Consider the following 19928-nt stretch of genomic DNA (forward strand, 5'->3'; position numbering starts at 1 on the left):
GCAGATTCATTGTTCGAGCACTAGTCGCCTTTGTACATCTTCTCGAAGTTCTTTGGGTTCCAGCCAATCATTACCCGATCACCAATTTTTAAAACTGGCACTGAACGAGCACCAAGCGCATCAAGTTCTTTGCGACCGCGTTGCATCTTAGCATTGCACAAACGATAGTTAATATTTTTCGAATCCAGATAACGTTGAGCATCTTTGCAGTGAGGGCATTTGTCTTTGACGTAAAGGACGACACGTTTCATTGAGTTTCTCTCCATTATCATTGGGAGGCGAAGTTTAACGGCCTTTCACCATAAATGAAAGGCGAAAGCTAAGGTGAAACTGTCCTTTATCTCAGGTATATTGAGCGCCTTTATTTTGTCATAACAGACGTTAATTCTATGCATCCGTCACTTCGATACATTCAAGGCTACCCACAAAACATCGTAGAGCAGGTGAGCTCATTGATAGCGAGTGGCAAGTTTGTTCCTTGGTTCGAAAAGCGTTATCCCGATAGGCACCAAATCAAAAGCGAAAGGGCGCTCTATGAGTACGCCATGGCAATCAAAAACTGCTACATGAAGAAAGCCGCGCCAATCAGTAAAGTTGTCTACGATAAGAAAATTCACGCGGTAAACAACGCGCTTGGTTTGCACAGTGTTATCAGTAGAAACCATGGCGGTAAGCTGAAGTCGAAAAACGAGATTCGCATTGCCAATGTATTTAAGGATGCGCCCGAGCCACTATTAAGAATGCTGGTGGTACATGAGTTGGCGCATACTCGTGAGAAAAGCCACGACAAGGCGTTCTATCAGCTATGTTGCTACATGGAGCCTGAGTATCACCAACTCGAATTTGATGCTCGTTTGTTTATGATTTACCTCGATTTAAAAGCGAATTTGAATGAAGAACAATAATCACAACGCGAAGCAAGCAAAGCCAAAGACTTCAAAGGCGGCTCAGAATAAAGACGCGAATAAAGCCAAGCCGAAGCGTGTTAAAGACAAAGTTGCGCGCAAATCCCCGCAGCCTGCAGGAAAGAGCGAAGTCGAGTTCATAAAAATAGCGAAGAATGGTTTACATGAGCGTAATGTTCATCGAGGTCGTTACGATTTTAAAAAACTCGTGGAAAGTGAACCACAGTTAAAGCCATTCGTTATCAAAAATCCGAAAGGGAAGACTCCATAAACTTCTCTGATCCTAACGCTGTTAAAATGCTCAATAAAGCATTGCTTGCTGCGTATTATGGTATCGAGTTCTGGGACATTCCCGACACCTACCTTTGCCCACCGATTCCGGGCCGCGCTGATTACATTCACCGAGTGGCAGAACTACTTGATGGTGAAGCAAAAGGTCAGTACGCGCACCAAAAAGTGAAAGCGTTGGACATTGGCGTGGGAGCAAACTGTATTTATCCGATTGTTGGTGTAACAAAATACGGTTGGCACTATACGGGCAGCGATGTCGATCCAAAATCCATCCAATCGGCTCAAACGATCGTAGAGCACAATCGTGTTTTGACGGGAAAAATTGCACTGGTACAGCAACACAATGATGCCAATATTTATCGAGGTATCATTCAACCGAATGATCGTTATGATGTGACGACATGTAATCCGCCATTCCATCGTTCGGCGGAAGATGCCGCTATGGGCAGCCAGCGTAAAATCGATAATCTAAAAGCAAACCAGCGTAAGAAAGGGCTAAAACCTCAAACCGCACAAGTAAAGACAAGTAAGCCTGCGTTGAATTTTGGCGGTCAAAACGCTGAATTGTGGTGTGAAGGTGGAGAAGCGGCGTTTATCCGAAAAATGGCGAATGAAAGCCAAGCTTTTGCCGCGCAGGTCTTGTGGTTTACAACACTTATATCCAAAAAAGACAACGTTCGCCCGATGCGCAAGCAGCTTGAAAAATTGGGTGTGAAAGCCATTCGTGTGGTTGAAATGAGCCAAGGACAGAAAGTGAGCCGTTTTGTAGCTTGGTCATACATGGATAAACAACAGCGTAAAGCATGGATTGAATTAAAGTAACGTTGACCGTTTCACACTGAACAATAAAGTAGGAAGCCCGCTGATATCAGCGGGCTTCTATTTTGGGAGATCTAAAACTTAATGATGGGCTCACAATCTAGTGAACTGAGAGAGACAAAAGTATCTGTTTTGGCATAGTACAAGCCACAGGTTTCACCTCTTATCTGCAACGTATATTGGTCTGGAAGATCCGTATAGCTGCCATCCAACAGTTGATTGTTGTTCCCTTTTACTCGTCCTTTTTCAATCAACAAATGCGGTGAGGATTCAAATACGTTATTTGCGATTCTAGGCGCTGGTGTCCCTTGGATTTCTGCAATCGCGTTTTGAATCTCTATGACTGTTTCCGGAGAGTTCTTTTTACTCAATGCTTCAACGGGTTCTTGTGACATAGCTTGGCATCCTATCAAAGAAATCGAAGTGCCTAGGAAAAGCGCAACCCGAATTAGCATTCGTAAAAAGTTAGTTGATCTCAACATGAATTGCCTCTGTTCGTAGCGGAGAGCGAAGATCGCTTAACTCCGGAGATGAAATATTACGCGGCATGGCGTTGAAACTAGAAGAGGAGACCGGCGGACAGGTTCCAGTTTCCATGTAGTTTAGTGCCGCAGAAAGCATACCTTCAGACGGATCGCCTAATGGTTTTGTTAGGTCGTCATTGACCCAGCAACCTTCCACTCTATTGTTTAAGCCTAGCTCGGTATTGATTTGGCTCTTTGGAGTAGGAATAAAACCATCAGAGAAGTCGCCAAATTTTTTCTCGTTCGCTGACTTGAACTGAATAGTGTAGTACATAGTGCCGCAGTTTTGTTCTGCTGAGAACCCATACGGTTTACCTGTGGTTGTTGAGCCTATTTGGATAACCTCCACATCAATGCCGCGCAAAGCGTTGATCAACAGTTCACTTGAGGAAGCCGTGCCTCCTGAAGTCAGCACATATACGCGCTTTTTGTTCAGTGTCGGCAGCACTTGGTCCGAATACTTTTGTGCTGCCCAGTCTATTGCTAGATTCGTAAAGCGATAGATGTTATCCCCATCTTTAATGGTACGCATCACTTTGTCGTTGTGAATCAACTCACTGAAGACTCGGTTCTGACCAGCACCGCTTAGCATGTAGCCTACTTGCGAGGACTGAAGGACTAAGCCACCGCCGTTGTAACGTAAATCAACGACGATCTCGTCAACATTCTCTGCCGAGAGCGTACTGAACGCCTCAATAAGTGGGGCTTGAGCGCTTGGTTCAAATGAGTTGTATTGTAGATAGCCGATCTGCATACCATTGTGTGCGATCACTTTGGCATTTTTAACTGGAGAAGTCATGACATCAGAGGCGGTAAGCGTCACGGTTTTCTTTAGGCCGTCAACACTCTCAAATGTGAAGGTGTAATCTTGATTGATGTCAGGGTTAAACAGCGTTCTATTAATAAAATCAATGTCGGACTGACTACCGGTGTTAACCACATCAATATTATTGATTTTTAGAAGCTTATCACCACGAGCAATGCCGCTTCTATCCGCTGGAGAGGCTTCTTCAGTATAGGAGATACGAACGTCTCTAGGTTGTACGCCGCGTAGGAATGCCCAGTTAAAACCAAACCCAGCGACTAAACCAGATTGCGATGACTTCATATCATCTTCATAAGGGACGGTAAAGTGGAAGCGATCTTTCGGTTTACCAGTCGTGGTAGTAGCAGAGGTGACCAATGTGTTGAAGTAATCCGTCACGGTTTTGTAGTTTGCTGGATTATTATCAGGAACTTCGTCATACCAAAGGTAAGTTTCGTTAGTAAAAGCTCTTAAAAAGAGTTTTTCGTGTAAAGCAGAACCTAATTCATCTGGATAGGCGGCATAATTGTTATATGGGTCTCGACCCACTCGTGGGGTTTCACATTGGTTGACAAACGAGCTTGATGGTTGGCTAAAATCACCGGCTTTCCATGTTGGTCCGGTTGCGCTGCTAGTTGACGGAGTAGATGAACCATCACCGCCGCCACCGCCACAACCTTGTAATAATGCGAGAGTGACTGCCGTTGCTAAAGAATACTTAAATTTCACTTTTCTATGTCCTTATAAATAATAGAATTATAATTATCTGTTTTGCTTTTTTATTAGCTAGATGAATGTATTAATTTAATTTGTTCGTCTGCAAATTTATAGTTAAATAGTGTGAGGTAAATAACGTAAAAAAGTTGTCTTTTATACTTAAGCTAAATTAGTCATTACTTAAGTTTTCTGTCTATTTCAAAATAGCTAACAAGACCATTAGTAAGTGTGAAATTAAGACAAGCTCTTAGTTGACGAAGCGATGATCGCTAAATAAAAAATCAGAATTAGATTCAGGAAACGCTTTGAATCAATAGTTTGGTAGGGATATATGATGTTATCTGGGATTTGTTTGATTTATTTATCTGATGCTTTAACTTAATTTAGTGAGTTGAGCGACGTGCTTTAATAAGCTTCCGTCAATGTTGGGTAAATCATCAGCGAAAAATATCTGAGCGCCGGGAGTGCAGCGCATCAATATATTTGTTAGTTCACCTTCATTGTTGGAAGTGTTAACTGCGTTAAGTTTCGCTAATTTATTACAAAGCTCGTCCTCTATTTGCACTTTCTGCTCTTCGGTGAGCCTAATGCGGCCAATACATACGCCTGGGTTGATATCATGAGAAAGCGACTCTTGTTGAAATCGCTCTTTGAATAAGGTGTCTAATGCCGTACCTTCTTCCATAATAAATCGACGACCAGAACGGTAAAACAAGCCGTCTCCGAAGTTTTCGACATATCCTAGAATTTCCGCGATACGCAAATAGAATCGTAAGCTTGTATCAGAAAGTCCGTAAGTATGGGCTATCTCTTGCGGTTTAATATCACGAGAAGTCAGCATATAAATAAAATCAAGTAAATAAGGATGCTCAACGAAAAGGGCGCTCTCTTCATCTGTTAGCATTTGCTCGTTTTGGTGCTGAAGCTCGTTGGCTAAGGTTGCGAGTTCGATGAGATCGGTATTCAGGTAGTTCAGATAAATAAGTACTTTATCCAAACCTAAAGCCGGATTATGTAGGTGGCGTTTTATACTAGATAAAGGGATGCCACTTTTCTCTGACAAGGAATTATAGCAAAGCCCTTCTTCTTTAATCTTTTGTCGTAGCGCTGCGAGTAAAAACTTTGGTCCAACATTCATCCTTGAATATCACCTTATTCGTTATTCCGTTTACTGGCTGATATTTTGCCTTTCAAGCAGCAGGTTTCGAATCGCAGTGCCTGCTTCTAGAATGTGTTTTTTCAGCAGATACTTGGCGCCTTCTATATCGCGATTTTGGCACATTTCAAACAAGCTTAAGTGCTCTTCTTCTGCCTTTTTAATGCCTGTTGTGAACAATAGCTGCATACGTATGTATCGGTCACACTTTGTGTTCAGGCTGTAAATGACGTCCATAGTTTCAGGCATGTTGGCTGGCGCATATAGGGCTTTATGGAATTCGTAGTTGTAGTTGCTCCATTCTTCTACTTCGTCGCCACTGTTCACTACTGACTCGAAACGTTCGCGAACTTCGCGCGCGCGTTCCAGGTCAGCGTCTGTCATATTTTGAATCGCACGCTCTAAAATGTGGCATTCCACGACAGCGCGCAGTTCAAATAGCTCATTGATTTTCTCTGGAGATAGCTCAGTGACCGTCGCACCTTTGTGAGGTTCAAAGCTAACGAGTCCTTGTGCTTCCAATTGAACTAACGCTTCACGCACAGGAATTCGGCTAACATTAAACTCTTTTGCTAACGCATCTTGACGTAAAGGTTGACCAGTTTTTAACTCGCCCTTCAAGATCTGAGTTCGAATTGCTTCCTCAACGAGCTGAGTACGCGTTTTAAAAACAGGTTTCTGTGACATTGAAGTCTCCCGTGAAATTAATATTGTATCCAATCCATTTTACCTTAGTAGTTTATTGTTTTTCTGACACAAACCAACTAGGAAAGAAGGTTTTGAGAAGTAGAGTGAAATAAAAGGCATCAGTTGATGCCTTTTTGAGCCATTTGGTGATCTTATTGGGAGACTCTGCCATCTATGGCGCGTTGAATACCCAGTGGGTTCGACGCTTTTAATGAATCCGGCAATAAAGATTCTGGCAAAGCTTGATAAGCGACGGGACGCAACCAACGATGAATAGCCTCTGCCCCGACAGATGTTGAGGCAGAATTGGTTGAAGCCGGATATGGTCCACCATGAACCATAGCGTAACCAACCTCGACGCCAGTTGGCCAACCGTTGAATACAAGGCGTCCGGCGATTTCTTCCAAACTTGGAAGCAGTTGCTTCGCTTGTTCTTCGTCTTCAGCGGTGGCGTGAAGGGTTGCGGTGAGGGAACCTGCCAGCGAATCACTCAGTTTCAACATGTCATCGAAATCTTCACAGATTACGATCAACGATTGAGGACCGAATATTTCTTCTTCCCATTGCGGGTTTTTACGCCAGTTTTTACTGTCCGTCACGAACAGTGCTGGTGCGACATTGGTCACTTCTGCTTGTTCAGAACGAGTTACGTTAATGCCTGTTTCGGAAGTTCGCTTATCCACTTCGGATTCATACGTTTCTCGGATTCCTTGCGTTAGCAAAGTGGCAGTTGACTGTTGTCGAATTAACCCTTGAGCGGTTTCGATAAAGGCTTGCGTTTCTGGGCTATTCAAGACAAATACAACGCCTGGTTTTGTACAAAATTGTCCACAGCCCAAGGTCATAGAAGCCACAAACTCTTCAGCCAATGAGGCGTTCTCTCGTATGGCTGAAGGGAGAATAAATGTTGGGTTAATCGCCCCTAGTTCGCCATAGAATGGGATTGGCTCTGGTCTTTGCTGAGCTAGATTAAACAGTGCACGGCCACCGCCGACGGAGCCTGTAAACCCAACCCCTTTAATTTTTGGATGGGTAACGAGTGCTTGGCCAAGTGCGCGCTTGTTACCTTGCAATAGCGTGAAGATGGCTTGCGGTAAGCACTCTTTCTCAAGTGCAGCCTCAATACACTCAGCAGCAAGTTGACTGGTGCCAGGGTGGGCGGTATGGCCTTTTACAATCACAGGACAGCCAGCTGCCAGTGCCGAAGCCGTATCACCACCTGCAGTAGAAAATGCGAGCGGAAAATTAGACGCACCAAACACGGCGACAGGGCCAATTGCGATTTGCTGACGACGAATATCTGGTTTCGGCAGTGGTTGACGGTCTGGGTTTGGCGTATCGAAAATTGCTTGATGGTGATTACCCGATCTCACAACCTCGGCAAATAGTCTTAATTGGCTCGCTGTACGTCCTATTTCACCGCTTAAACGTGCTTCGGGAAGGGCAGTTTCCAAATGAGCACGAGCAACGATTTCTTCACTCTTCACTTCCAATTCAGAGGCGATAGAGCAAAGTAAGCTCGCTCGCTTTGCATTGCTTAGTTGGCGAAACTCACGCGCAACGCTTTGGGCGGCTGAGGCGGCTTGATTAACTTCTTGCTCTCCATGTACCGGAAACGCTATAGGTAGAGGCTCACCAGTAAAGGCGTTGACTGCGTAAAAAGTGGTTGGTTCTTGTGGGTTCATCATTCTTCCTTACTATCCTTATTACTTCACTTCAAATCCGTACGCATATGGGTCTTCATCGTCTACCCATATCGTGTTGTGACCGTATACTTGTGCCCATCCTTCAATGCTTGGCAAAATAGCGGCTTTGCCATTCACTTCGGTGATGCCTTCTATGCGTCCTTGAAATAGGCTGCCGATGATACTTTCGTGAACAAAGTCTTCCCCTTGAATGAGTTTGCCTCTTGCATGCCATTGCGCCATACGTGCACTTGTTCCCGTACCACATGGCGATCGATCCAACGCTTTGTCGCTGTAAAACACAGCATTTCGAGCGGTGGCGTTTTCTTGAGTGGGCTCTCCGGTCCATAGCACGTGAGAAACACCGCATACTGTTGGATCTTCTGGATGTACGCACTCAACCGCTCGAGATACCGCTTCGCGAACTTTTGGTGAAAGCATCAAAATTTCATCTGGAGAGTAGTGTTCAAGTCCGGCGTAGTTTTCTTGAGGGTCGACGATTACGTAATAGTTTCCGCCATAAGCAACATCGACAGTGAGCTCACCTAAGCCCTCTATGTCCACGGTTACGTCTTGGTGGGCAAGGTAAGCTGGTACGTTAAATATCTTCACCGACGTGACCTTGTCACCTTTTGTTTGGTAGTGCACTTCGATTTGTCCTGCTGGGACATCAAGTATCAAACGGCCTTCTTTTTTGGGAGTGATAAGGCGATTCTCGATAGCGGTGGTGACGGTTCCAATGGTGCCGTGGCCACACATTGGTAAACAGCCACTGGTTTCAATAAACAGAATTGAAGCGTCTGCGTTATCGCTGCAAGGAGGCAAAACAACGGACCCCGACATCATTGAGTGTCCGCGAGGCTCAAACATGAGTGCCTGACGAATCCAATCATAATGCTCAAGAAAGTATTGGCGCTTTTCGCTCATGGTATTGCCTTCGAGTGGAGGCACACCGCCTGCGACCAGCCTAACTGGGTTGCCGCAGGTGTGGGCATCAATACAGAAAAAAGTTCCTTGTCTCATTTTTCGCTCCTTGCTGAAAAAATGGTTGAATTAAACAATAGTGATGTTAACGTAATGTAAAATATATTGTATACAATCTACGTTTTCAAGTGTGACTCGGAGCATATTTATGTTGGTCAAGGATGAAACTAAAAAGGAAAGGATCGCTGTGATAGGTGCGGGGATTATTGGCTTATCAATTGGATTGAAATTGCAGCAGCAAGGTTATCAAGTCACGATTTTTGATCCCAATGGCGTGGGGAATGGATGCTCTAAAGGAAATGCAGGTCATATCGCGACTGAGCAAATCTTCCCTCTTGCAACGCCAGCACTGCTTCCACAATTACCTAAAATGCTGCTAGAACCCAAAAGTCCGGTTTCGATCCGTTGGCAAGATATTCCAAACACAATCGGGTGGATGATTCGTTTTCTATTACAAGCAAAGCCATCAGCCGCGAAGCGGGCAAAAAACGCGATTAAGAGTCTTAACGAGCGGTCAGTGGCAAGTTGGCGTGACGTGCTTGATTCAATCGGAAAAGCACATCTAATAAAAATGAATGGTTCATTGCTCACTTTTGAAAACGAGAAACTGTTTCAGAATTATCAAAGCACGCTTAACTCACTGGTTAAAAACGGTGTGACGTATCAAGTTTGGACACAAGAGGAGATTCGAGAGCGGATACCTGATCTCAGCAATAAGGTTTGTGTCGGAGTCTTTTTTCCCGATACAGGTCATACGCTAGACCCTTATCAGCTCTGTGTTGAGCTAAGTGAAGCTTTTGAAGTTCTTGGCGGTAAGGTTTTACAAAAAGGTGTATCTGCGTTGGCGAAAAATGGTGATGTGTTGGTTGAGTCTCAAACACATTCATTTGACCGAATCATTGTTGCCGCTGGTGTACATTCTAAGCCTTTGATACGGCAACTAACCGGAGTCAAAGTGCCTATTCAAGCCGAGCGCGGTTATCACCTAATGGTGGATGACAAGCGTGATGCATTGCCATTTCCTATTAGCTCTGCCGATAGAAAATTCATCATGACTCCTATGGCAGGTGGGTTACGCTTGGCAGGCACTGTTGAGTATGCCGATGTAGAGTCACCACCCAATATGAAACGTTCAGAAATGCTTTTTCAGTTAGGTGATGAGATGTTTGAATCGGGGTTACATCCACTCAAGCAAGGAGAAAAGTGGATGGGTAATCGGCCTTCAACAGTCGACTCGTTACCGGTTATTGATAGCATTTGGGATGGAAATGTATTACTGGCATTTGGCCACCAACACCTTGGATTAACTCAAGCGGCGATTACGGCAGATCTCCTTTTAGAGCTTATCGAAGGAAAGCCGACATCGATTGATCTTTCACCCTTTTCACTACAGCGATTTGCCTGAAAAATTTAATATTAAATATTGTATAAAATATATTAAATGCTAGTGTTAACTTAATTTTAACAAAACTGGTATCCAACAGCCGTACTCGGATGCCTCCAGAAAAACAACCAAAAGGAGTAAAACATGTCACGAATGACCAAAGCACCATTGGCGCTGTTGATTTCAGGAATGCTGTTGGGGACCTCTGCTTATGCTGAAGACAAATTGACGGTCGTGTCTTGGGGTGGTGCATTCACCAAGAGCCAAGTGGAGGCATATCACAAGCCTTTCATTAAAAAAACAGGTGTCGAGATCGTATCCGAGGATTTCAGCGGCGGATTAGCCGAAATTAAAGCGCAGGTGGAAGCGAACAACGTGCGCTGGGATTTGGTTTCTCTCGACAAGCCGGACATTGTTCGTGGTTGTGCAGAAGGGCTATTAGAACCAGTGAGCCCAAGTATTTTGCCTCCGGGCGCAGATGGAACACCAGCGCAAGAGGATTTCATTGATGGTGCGATTCACGAGTGCGCAATCAATACCATCGTGGTGTCCACAGTATTAGCGGTGAACGAAGACGCGTTTAAAGGTAAGGTTTTGCCAAGCAAGTTGACCGATCTTTTTGATCTAAAAACTTTTCCAGGTCGACGTGCATTGCAAAAACAACCTCAGGGCAATCTTGAGTGGGCACTATTGGCTGATGGTGTAAAACCAGAAGAGGTCTACAGCCTGCTCGAAACCGAAGCCGGGCGTGAGCGTGCGTTTGCTAAGTTGGATACGATCAAATCAGAAGTGCTGTGGTGGACAACAGGTGCCCAGCCACCTCAAATGCTTGCTGACAAAGAAGTGGTGATCGCCTCGGCGTTTAACGGCCGAATTCACAATGCCCGTAAAGATGAAGGTCAACCATTTCGGATTATATGGGACCGTCAAATGGGTTACATGAATGGATGGGCGATACCTAAAGGGAGTGAGAACACAAAGCTTGCATTGGACTTCATCGCTTTTTCTTCAGGAACAAAACCATTAGCTGATCAAGCTAAGTACGTTGCTTATGGGCCTACGCGTAAGTCGTCTTCGGCGGAGGTGAACCCAGACATTTTAGCGAACCTTCCTACCGCACCTCAAAACTTCCAAACCGCCTTCCTGATTAACGATGAATGGTGGTCAGACTACGCGGATGAACTAAATGAAGAGTTCAATACCTGGCTGCTTAACTAGGCGTTAATTTATATATGGGGCCGAGTTTTCATCCATAAGCGAGGTTCCATACTTTTCCTCAACTGTATTTATGTTTTCGGAGAAATGATGAAAGTCATCGAAGCACAGCAAGTCGCGCAATGTTTAACAATGGAGTCTCTTATTGAAACGATGCGTGAAATGTACTCGCGGCCAGCGACAATACCTCAACGCCGAGTCATGCCCTTAGAAGAGGGAGAATACGAGGCGTTTGCGCTACTTCCAGCTTGGAACCAGGAGTTGATTGCGGTGAAAGCCTTTACGTATTTCCCGCATAACCCTGAGCAAGGCAAAGATACGCTTGCATCTAAGCTACTTGTTTTCAAACGAAATGATGGTGAGCCGATCGCACTCGTAGACGGTAAAGTTTTAACGTTTTGGCGCACCGCCGCAGCTTCTGCACTGGCAGCGGACTATTTAGCGCGTCCCGATGCTGATCGTCTGTTGATCTGCGGAACGGGCAATCTTGCGCCTTATTTTGCGTGGGCATACGCTGCGGTTCGCCCACTTAAGCAGGTTTACATTTGGGGGCGCAACTCAGACAAAGCCGAGGCGACGGTAGATGCCATTGTGTCATCTTCAGAGTATCAGTCGCTTCCTGATGAGCGTCGGTTTCGCGTTTCAGTTGTAGAAAATGTGGACCACGTTATCAAACACGTTGACATCATCAGCTGTATTACCGCATCAGCAGAGCCTTTGTTTGATGGCGCAGACGTGCAGCCGGGCACCCATATTGATTTGGTCGGTAATCATGACTTGGACAAGCGCGAATGCGACTCTAAAGCAGTGCAACGAGCGCAGGTGTATGTCGATAGCCGCATTAATGTATTAGCCGAAGCGGGCGAACTTCTCATTCCAATTCAAGAGGGCGTGTTCACGTCAGACGATATCAAAGGGGAATTACCGCAGCTTTGCGCTCGACAAATCTCAGGACGTCAAAACGATGAGGTCATTACTTTATACAAATCAGTTGGCAGTGCTTTGGCTGATTTGGCCGCTGTAAAGGCGGTGTTGTTAGAAAATGGCATAGATAGCCATGCCTGAGCATTTTTGCTCGTTTATTTAAATTGCATACAATATACATATAAGGAAAGTAGTTCATGAAAATTGATTGGAAAGGTGTTTATCCGGCGGTCAGTACGCAATTTCGTCAAGATCAGTCAATCGACTTAGACGCAACGCAAACTGTTATAGATAACCAAATTAAAGATGGTGTGAATGGCATTATCTGCTTGGGTACCGTCGGTGAGAACTGCGCGTTGTACCCGGAGGAGAAACGCCAGGTCTTGCAAGCGGCAAAAGAAGTCGTAAATGGCCGTGTGCCTTTGATTGTTGGTACAGCAGAGTCTATTACTACAGCAGCTGTTGATTACATGCAGGATGCGTACAAAATTGGTATCGATGGTTGTATGGTGATGCCTGCCATGGTTTACCGCACGTCTGAGAGCGAAACGTTCGAATATTACCGCACGCTAGCAGAAGCAACGCCAGAAATGCCAATCATGATTTACAACAACCCGGTTGCTTATGGTGTCGATGTAAACCTCGATATCATGGCGAAACTGGCTGAGTTTGAAAGCGTTGTAGCTATCAAAGAGTCGACCACTGATACTCGTCGTATCACCGAGCTTTACAATAAATTTGATGACCGCTTTACCGTGTTCAGTGGTGTTGATGACATTGCTCTTGAATCATTGATGCTAGGTGCGACCGGCTGGATTTCTGGTTTAACCAACGCATTTCCAGAAGAGTCCGTCGCGATTTATAAACTGGCAAGCCAAGGTCGTTATGCTGAAGCGTTAGAAATCTACCGTTGGTTCTTACCGCTACTGCGTTTAGACACCATTCCTACGCTGGTTCAGTGCATTAAACTGGCCGAGCAAGTCTGCGGACGTGGATCTGAACAAGTTCGTGCGCCACGCCAACTTTTACAAGGTGAAGAGCGTCAACAAGTCATTCAAATGGTTGAACATGCGTTAGAAACCCGCTTAGACCTATCCAAATACAATCTGTAGTTGTGCTGTTTAGTAGAGCGTTAACTGACGCTCTACTCATTCGTAATATTCAAAAAATGAGAAGAGGGAAGTCATGAGCACGGAAAACAAGGACTATGTCAGCTTTCAACACGTTAAGAAAACCTACGATGGCACGAATTTGGTGGTGAAAGACTTCAACTTAGATATTGCTCCTGGAGAGTTTGTTACTATGTTGGGGCCGTCAGGATCGGGCAAGACCACTTGCTTGATGATGCTAGCGGGCTTTGAAACTGCGACCGGTGGAGACATTTATATTGATGGCGTTCCTGTTAATCATCTCGCGCCGCACAAGCGCGATATCGGTATGGTGTTTCAAAACTATGCGTTGTTTCCACATATGACCATTGCTGAGAATCTTGCGTTTCCTTTAAAGGTGCGAAAACTCGATAGCGACACGATTCAAAGCAAAGTTCAGAGTGTATTAGGAATGGTCGAGCTTGAGCATGTTGCGACTCGATACCCAAAGCAGTTATCAGGCGGTCAACAACAACGTGTTGCGCTAGCGCGAGCATTAGTGTTTGAGCCTAAACTCGTGTTGATGGATGAACCGCTTGGCGCATTAGATAAGCAGTTGCGTGAGCAAATGCAGATGGAAATTAAACATTTGCATGAAAAGCTTGGCATCACCATTTTGTATGTGACGCACGATCAAGACGAAGCTCTCACTATGTCCGACCGTATTGCGGTTTTTAATCATGGCGAAGTGCAACAACTCGCGACACCAACCGAGCTTTATGAATCTCCGAGTAATACGTTTGTTGCGCAGTTTATTGGAGAAAACAACCAACTCTCAGGTTTAGTCAATGAGTGGAACGGAAAGTATTGCCAAGTGCTCGTTGGGAAAGAGTTATTTACTGCGAAACCTGTCAGAGTCTCTGAGCAAGGGCAGAGGACAACACTTTCCATTCGACCAGAAAAGATTGTTATTCAACCAGAGAAAGCGTCTTGTGAGAACCAAGTCTCGGGCGTCCTACGAGAATTGATTTATCACGGTGATCATTATCGTCTGGTCGTCGAAGTAGAGAGCGTTGGTCACTTCATCGTTAAAGTACCTAACGATAATCGTAAACACTTGCAGTTAACGCCTGGCTCAATTTGTCGTATTGGTTGGCAAAGTGAGGATTGCCATGCTCTTGATGGGACACAAACTCAAAGTAGCGAGGTAGCAGCATGAGTCGAGAGCTAACCGCATTAGATTCTGTATTGGAAATCGAACGTCAAGTTCATCAACAAGAAACCAATCTGAAAGCGCAGTTGCAAAAGGCAGAGCGCCGAAAAAAGCTTCGCTCCATTATGCTCACAACGCCATTGGTGTGTTTTATTCTGCTTACGTTTGCTTTTCCTATCCTCGACATGCTTTATCGAAGCGTGGATAACCGAGAAATATCCCAGTCACTACCACAAACTATTCAAGCCTTAGAAAGTTGGGATTATCAAGGTCAGCCTCATCAAGAAGTCATTGAGGCATTCTCTGTTGAAGTACTTGCGCTTTATCAAAGCAAAGAGCTACCGAAAATAGCCAGCCGAATGAATATTGAAGTGTCTGGTATGCGCAGCTTATTGATGAAAACAGGTAGAAAGTTGTCTCGTTTGGCGTCGCTGCCGAGCTCGGTGACACAGCTGGCTAAGCTGGATAAGCGATGGGCTAATCCTAAATATTGGGCGGCGTTTAAGAATCTTAGTGGCGCATTAACATTCAGTCATTATCTTGCTGCTCTAGACTGGCAAGTGAATGAGTTTGGAGACATTGAGCCCCAACCAGAAAAACGCCAAATATACGTCGACCTTTTCTTTAAAACTTTTTGGATGTCTATTTCAATCACCTTAATTTGTTTGGTGATGGCCTACCCCGTTGCTTACCTGCTTGCCAATTTACCTGATAAGCGCGCGAACTTACTTTTAATCATTGTGCTGCTGCCATTTTGGACGTCATTATTAGTCAGAACCACGTCTTGGATTGTTCTGCTGCAAAACCAAGGGGTCATTAATGATCTCCTTATTTGGTCGGGTTTTACTTCCGAGCGAATTCAGATGATTCACAATACCTTCGGAACGGTGGTGTCTATGGTTCACATTCTGTTGCCGTTTATGATCCTGCCTCTGTATAGCGTAATGAAAGGAATTAGCCCAACTTATTTCCGTGCCGCTCGTTCTCTAGGCGCGACGCCTTTCATTGCGTTCATCAAAGTTTATATGCCGCTTACGTTACCGGGGATAGGGGCGGGGGCCTTGCTCACTTTCATTCTTTCTATTGGTTTCTACATTACGCCCGCTTTGGTTGGTGGAAGAAGCGGACAGATGATATCCAATATGATTGCCTATCATATGCAGACATCACTGAACTGGGGGATGGCTGGCGCATTGGGTGGACTGCTTTTGTTCGTTGTACTGGTTCTGTTTTATATGTTCAACCGTGTGGTTGGCATTAACAACCTTAAGGTAGGGGGATAACCATGGCATTACCAAACTATGCATCAAAAGTAGAGCGAGTCGCTTACGCAGGTTACTTAGTTTTTTGTGGGTTGGTGCTGTTCTTTTTAATCGCTCCAATTCTGACCATCATCCCGTTATCGTTTAATGCAACGCCTTACTTTACTTTTACCGAGGGGATGCTAAACCTTGATTCGGCAGCGTATTCTACTCGCTGGTATCAAGAAATGTTTACTAGTGATCAGTGGCTGTTGGCGCTGAAAAACAGCACGTTCATTGCTTTTATGGCGACACTCGTTGCAACAGGGCTAGGAACTCTGGCGGCGTTGGGTTTAGCCAGTAGTAATTTGCCTTTTCGCAATACCATTATGGCGCTGTTGATCTCACCTATGATCGTACCAGTCATTATCTCTGCTGCTGCGATGTACTTTTTCTACACACGCCTTGGCTTATCACAAACTTATCTAGGCATCATTTTGGCACACGCCGCGTTAGGTACGCCTTTTGTTGTCATTACCGTTACTGCGACCTTAAGCGGCTTTGATCATAGCCTGGTAAAAGCGGCGGCTAGCTTAGGAGCAAACCCTGTTTATACTTTCAGACACATTACCTTTCCGCTGATTCGTCCGGGGATGATTTCTGGCGGCTTGTTTGCCTTTGGCACCTCGTTCGACGAGGTTGTGGTGGCGTTATTCCTGACTGGGGCAGAACAAAAAACCGTTCCGAGGCAGATGTGGTCAGGAATTCGAGAGCAAATTAGTCCGACCATATTGGCGGTCGCTACGTTGTTGATTTTTATGTCGGTGTGTTTGCTCGTGACATTAGAAGTTTTACGTAGACGTAATGTACGCATTCGGGGCATTCAAGAATAACCAGACTTTTTCTTTGTTGGTCACTATGCACTTTTATTTAGGGGCACCTCAATTTTTGACCAAGTGCGCCTTATTGTAGGCGCTTTTCTTTTGTGTTTGTCGTCAGCGATGACTGACATATCACTCTTGTAGTTTAATGCCAGCTTGCTCGAAACGTGCCAAAGGCGACTTGTTCGATTGCTGATACCAACTAGCTGGCATGTTTGATTTAAGTTGCGCTTTTTCTTCCTTGCTAATCACAACATAGTGCAAAAACGTATTAAGTGTGGTTACCATCACGTCAAACGTCATTTCTCCATCTTTGCTGATGGTTTTCAATAACCCAACGACGGTTTCCTCAGAGACTAACGGTTCAACCACCGCCTTTTTTCGCTCTTTTATTGATGTTGAAGCGGGCAGGTTTGCACGTGCCGTCTCCCAGCAAACTTTGTTGGTTTTACTGACAAGGTTGTGCTTGTAGCAGTAGTAACTGAATAAAAAGCGTGGCAGATTTTGCCAGCGTTCGGTTTGGACTTCTAACCAAAGGTGTTGTAGCTCAATATCAGCGTCGGTCATAGGAGTTGTTTAGCAAAAAGAAAAGAAACCATTTTATCGCTTTTGTGAGGAGCAATAAAAGATATTTGAATGGAAAGATAAACAACTAGTTGATCAATATTACTAAAGCAAATCGATTTCTGGCAAGCTCGTGCAACGGCAACTCGAGTACCAAAAACTGATACCGCCACATCCAGTTGTTAACAAAATGTTTCTTCTTGTCTTGCGAGTAGATTATATGGAGATGCTCTTGCAGTAATAAGGGCAGTGGCGATGCAAAAGACGTAATGCATCTAAGGAAAACTCAATATAGAAGAAATTAGATGGAACTGAAGACTTTGAGTGTCGCGATTGCGACAACATTAACCAGCACTGGCGTATTTGCGTTAAGCGAGCCAGTTTCTCAAGTTACAGAGCAACATGCACATTCGGCTCATACACACGGTGTTGAATCCAATCGAGTTGAATACCAACCAACCGCAACTCTCCCTATTCAGCCCTCCAAGGCAACTCGAGTACAGTCACTTGAAAGCCTTGATGAGTCGAGCACTGCTTGTGATTTGGAGGCATTGGTTACCGAAAGCAGTAACCAATTGATCAGCGAAATTTTAAGTCAGGGCGCGACGTGCGTGAACCAGTTATTCTCTGCTGAAAGTCGGGTTCAGGAGTCGGTATTTAGCTCCGATCATATGTACAACATCGCTAAGCACACTACGACGTTGGCGAAGGGGTATACGGGTGGCGGGAGCGATAAATTAGAAACGCTGTTCTTATACTTACGTGCGGGTTATTACGCCGAGTTTTACAATGACAACATCTCATTTATTGAATGGGTCACCCCAGCGGTGAAAGAATCAGTGGATGCATTTGTTAACAACGCAAACTTCTACGAGAACAGCGACCGTCACGGCAAAGTGCTTAGTGAGGTCATCATCACTATGGATAGTGCGGGCTTGCAGCACGCGTACTTACCGCAAGTGACCCAGTGGCTTACACGTTGGAATGATCAATACGCCCAGCACTGGTATATGCGCAATGCAGTTAACGGTGTTTTCACTATTTTGTTTGGTGGGCAGTGGAACGAGCAATTTGTGCAAATAATTGGTAACCAAACAGACCTTGCCAAAGCTTTAGGCGATTTTGCTCTAAGGGCGTCATCAATCGGTGCTGAAGATGAGTTTATGGCCGCGAATGCGGGGCGAGAGCTCGGGCGTCTGACCAAGTATACGGGTAACGCGAGTTCTGTTGTGAAGAGTCAGCTGAGTCGAATCTTTGAACAGTATGAAATGTATGGTCGGGGTGACGCGGTTTGGCTTGCGGCGGCGGACACCGCCTCATATTACGCAGATTGTAGTGAGTTCGGAATTTGTAATTTCGAAACTGCGCTAAAAGGCTTGGTGCTATCGCAAACTTATACTTGTAGCCCGACAATCCGAATTTTGTCTCAGAATATGACGCAAGAGCAACACGCGGCCGCATGTTCTAAAATGGGCTACGAAGAGGGTTACTTTCATCAGTCATTAGAAACTGGTGAACAGCCAGTAAAAGATGACTACAACACTCAGCTCCAAGTCAATATCTTCGATTCAAGCACTGATTATGGTAAGTACGCAGGGCCAATTTTCGATATTAGTACTGACAATGGCGGTATGTACTTGGAGGGCGACCCTTCCCAGCCGGGGAATATTCCCAACTTTATTGCTTATGAAGCCTCTTATGCGAACGCGGATCACTTTGTCTGGAACCTAGAGCACGAATACGTGCATTACTTAGATGGTCGATTTGATCTCTATGGAGGGTTTAGTCATCCAACTGAAAAAATAGTGTGGTGGAGTGAAGGCATTGCAGAGTATGTCGCTCAAGAAAATGACAACCAAGCAGCACTTGAGACGATTTTAGACGGCTCGACGTATACCTTAAGCGAGATTTTCGAGACTACTTATGATGGGTTTGATGTTGATCGAATTTATCGTTGGGGGTACTTAGCTGTACGTTTTATGTTTGAAAATCATAAAGATGACGTAAACCAAATGCTGGTGGAAACACGCCAAGGGAATTGGAGCAATTACAAAGCAACGATCACCCAATGGGCGAATTTATATCAAAGTGAGTTTGAGCAGTGGCAGCAAGCCCTTGTCTCAAATGGTGCACCTAATGCAGTCATAACCGCAAACAACAAGGGGAAAGTCGGTGAAAGCATTACATTTAGCAGTGAAAACAGTACAGACCCAAACGGGAAGATCGTCAGCGTCTTATGGGACTTCGGTGATGGCTCGACAAGTACACAAACCAAGCCGACGCACCAATATGGGGGTGAAGGGGAGTATTCGGTCAGCCTAAGTGTGACAGACAGTGAAGGCTTGACGGCAACCGCCACTCATACTGTTGTTATCTCAGCGTTGGGCGGTAATGACACATTGCCACAAGACTGCGCGGTGCAAAGTAAAGTAAGCGGTGGGCGCTTAACAGCAGGAGAGCCAGTTTGCTTGGCAAATCAACAAACCATTTGGCTAAGCGTGCCAGCGGTGAATGAGAGCTCAAACCTGGCGATAACGACGGGGAATGGTACGGGCAACCTAAAGCTTGAATACAGTAACTCTGGTTGGCCGGATGATACTAATCTTCACGGATGGTCAGATAATATTGGTAATGGAGAGTGTATTACGTTGTCAAATCAGAGTAACTACTGGGGCTACGTTAAAGTCTCTGGTGACTTTGAGAATGCTGCCATCGTCGTTGATTTTGATGTTCAGAAGTGTCGTCAGTAGGGCAGTTTAACTACGTCATTTAAACTAAGTGGAGCGCCTCGCTAACATCGCGGGGCGTTTTTGTTTTTACGCCGTTATCTCTATAAAAAAACCAG

General features: G+C 45.0%; 17 protein-coding genes and 1 pseudogene. 10 read left to right on the forward strand and 8 right to left on the reverse strand.

The window, feature by feature from the left end; all coding sequences use genetic code 11:
• Nucleotides 1-20: 20 nt before the first annotated feature.
• Nucleotides 21-251 (reverse strand): glutaredoxin family protein, encoded by a 231-nt coding sequence (locus tag P4S59_RS06795; RefSeq protein WP_005377871.1) that lies wholly within the window; start codon nt 249-251, stop codon nt 21-23.
• A gap of 138 nt (nt 252-389) precedes the next feature.
• On the opposite strand from P4S59_RS06795, the gene P4S59_RS06800 reads away from it, so the two are divergent.
• Together P4S59_RS06800 and rlmF are read left to right on the forward strand one after the other, a co-directional pair.
• A complete protein-coding gene (locus P4S59_RS06800) occupies nt 390-905 on the forward strand; it encodes a YgjP-like metallopeptidase domain-containing protein (RefSeq protein ID WP_104969347.1) in 516 nt (171 codons plus the stop codon).
• Nucleotides 892-2018, forward strand: a pseudogene (rlmF, locus tag P4S59_RS06805) (23S rRNA (adenine(1618)-N(6))-methyltransferase RlmF). Before P4S59_RS06800 ends, rlmF begins: the two are co-directional and overlap by 14 nt.
• Nucleotides 2019-2089: 71 nt before the next feature.
• On the opposite strand, the gene P4S59_RS06810 reads toward rlmF, so the two are convergent.
• The 6 genes from P4S59_RS06810 to P4S59_RS06835 form a co-directional block, all read right to left on the reverse strand.
• Nucleotides 2090-2410, reverse strand: a complete 321-nt coding sequence (locus tag P4S59_RS06810; RefSeq protein WP_005397755.1) for a hypothetical protein — start codon at nt 2408-2410, stop codon at nt 2090-2092.
• A gap of 70 nt (nt 2411-2480) precedes the next feature.
• Nucleotides 2481-4073 (reverse strand): S41 family peptidase, encoded by a 1593-nt coding sequence (locus tag P4S59_RS06815; RefSeq protein ID WP_005397753.1) that lies wholly within the window; start codon nt 4071-4073, stop codon nt 2481-2483.
• A gap of 361 nt (nt 4074-4434) precedes the next feature.
• On the reverse strand, nt 4435-5199 hold the full coding sequence (locus P4S59_RS06820; protein ID WP_005393515.1) for a hypothetical protein: 765 nt from the start codon (nt 5197-5199) through the stop codon (nt 4435-4437).
• 30 nt (nt 5200-5229) lie between these two features.
• Entirely contained in the window at nt 5230-5904 is a 675-nt protein-coding gene (locus P4S59_RS06825) for a GntR family transcriptional regulator (RefSeq protein WP_005393513.1), read from the reverse strand.
• A 152-nt stretch (nt 5905-6056) separates the two neighbouring features.
• Complete coding sequence (locus tag P4S59_RS06830; protein WP_337168126.1) at nt 6057-7589, reverse strand: aldehyde dehydrogenase (NADP(+)); 1533 nt, start codon at nt 7587-7589, stop codon at nt 6057-6059.
• Between the two features lie 21 nt (nt 7590-7610).
• Complete coding sequence (locus P4S59_RS06835; protein WP_337168127.1) at nt 7611-8612, reverse strand: 4-hydroxyproline epimerase; 1002 nt, start codon at nt 8610-8612, stop codon at nt 7611-7613.
• A gap of 109 nt (nt 8613-8721) precedes the next feature.
• On the opposite strand from P4S59_RS06835, the gene P4S59_RS06840 reads away from it, so the two are divergent.
• From P4S59_RS06840 to P4S59_RS06870, 7 genes are all read left to right on the forward strand, one after another.
• Entirely contained in the window at nt 8722-9978 is a 1257-nt protein-coding gene (locus tag P4S59_RS06840) for an NAD(P)/FAD-dependent oxidoreductase (RefSeq protein ID WP_337168128.1), read from the forward strand.
• Nucleotides 9979-10101: 123 nt separating this feature from the next.
• Nucleotides 10102-11175, forward strand: a complete 1074-nt coding sequence (locus tag P4S59_RS06845) for a polyamine ABC transporter substrate-binding protein (protein ID WP_005393504.1) — start codon at nt 10102-10104, stop codon at nt 11173-11175.
• Nucleotides 11176-11262: 87 nt separating this feature from the next.
• Entirely contained in the window at nt 11263-12237 is a 975-nt protein-coding gene (locus P4S59_RS06850) for an ornithine cyclodeaminase family protein (RefSeq protein ID WP_337168638.1), read from the forward strand.
• A gap of 56 nt (nt 12238-12293) precedes the next feature.
• Nucleotides 12294-13208, forward strand: a complete 915-nt coding sequence (locus P4S59_RS06855) for a dihydrodipicolinate synthase family protein (protein ID WP_337168129.1) — start codon at nt 12294-12296, stop codon at nt 13206-13208.
• Nucleotides 13209-13281: 73 nt separating this feature from the next.
• A complete protein-coding gene (locus tag P4S59_RS06860) occupies nt 13282-14403 on the forward strand; it encodes an ABC transporter ATP-binding protein (RefSeq protein WP_337168130.1) in 1122 nt (373 codons plus the stop codon).
• Nucleotides 14400-15680: an ABC transporter permease gene (locus P4S59_RS06865; RefSeq protein WP_337168131.1), complete on the forward strand. Its 1281-nt coding sequence runs from the start codon at nt 14400-14402 to the stop codon at nt 15678-15680. The genes P4S59_RS06860 and P4S59_RS06865 overlap by 4 nt, the downstream gene beginning before the upstream one ends.
• Nucleotides 15681-15682: 2 nt before the next feature.
• On the forward strand, nt 15683-16531 hold the full coding sequence (locus P4S59_RS06870) for an ABC transporter permease (RefSeq protein WP_074191226.1): 849 nt from the start codon (nt 15683-15685) through the stop codon (nt 16529-16531).
• A gap of 120 nt (nt 16532-16651) precedes the next feature.
• Here P4S59_RS06870 and P4S59_RS06875 read toward each other — a convergent pair whose 3' ends face one another.
• Nucleotides 16652-17086 carry a hypothetical protein gene (locus P4S59_RS06875; RefSeq protein WP_256949758.1) on the reverse strand — a complete coding sequence of 145 codons (435 nt, stop codon included), beginning with the start codon at nt 17084-17086 and terminating at the stop codon, nt 16652-16654.
• Nucleotides 17087-17388: 302 nt separating this feature from the next.
• Between P4S59_RS06875 and P4S59_RS06880 the strand changes: the two genes are divergently transcribed.
• Complete coding sequence (locus P4S59_RS06880) at nt 17389-19833, forward strand: collagenase (RefSeq protein ID WP_337168132.1); 2445 nt, start codon at nt 17389-17391, stop codon at nt 19831-19833.
• Nucleotides 19834-19928 lie beyond the last annotated feature (95 nt).

Origin of the sequence: Vibrio sp. M60_M70 (assembly GCF_037162085.1) — a bacterium.
GTDB classification, from domain to species: domain Bacteria; phylum Pseudomonadota; class Gammaproteobacteria; order Enterobacterales; family Vibrionaceae; genus Vibrio; species Vibrio diabolicus.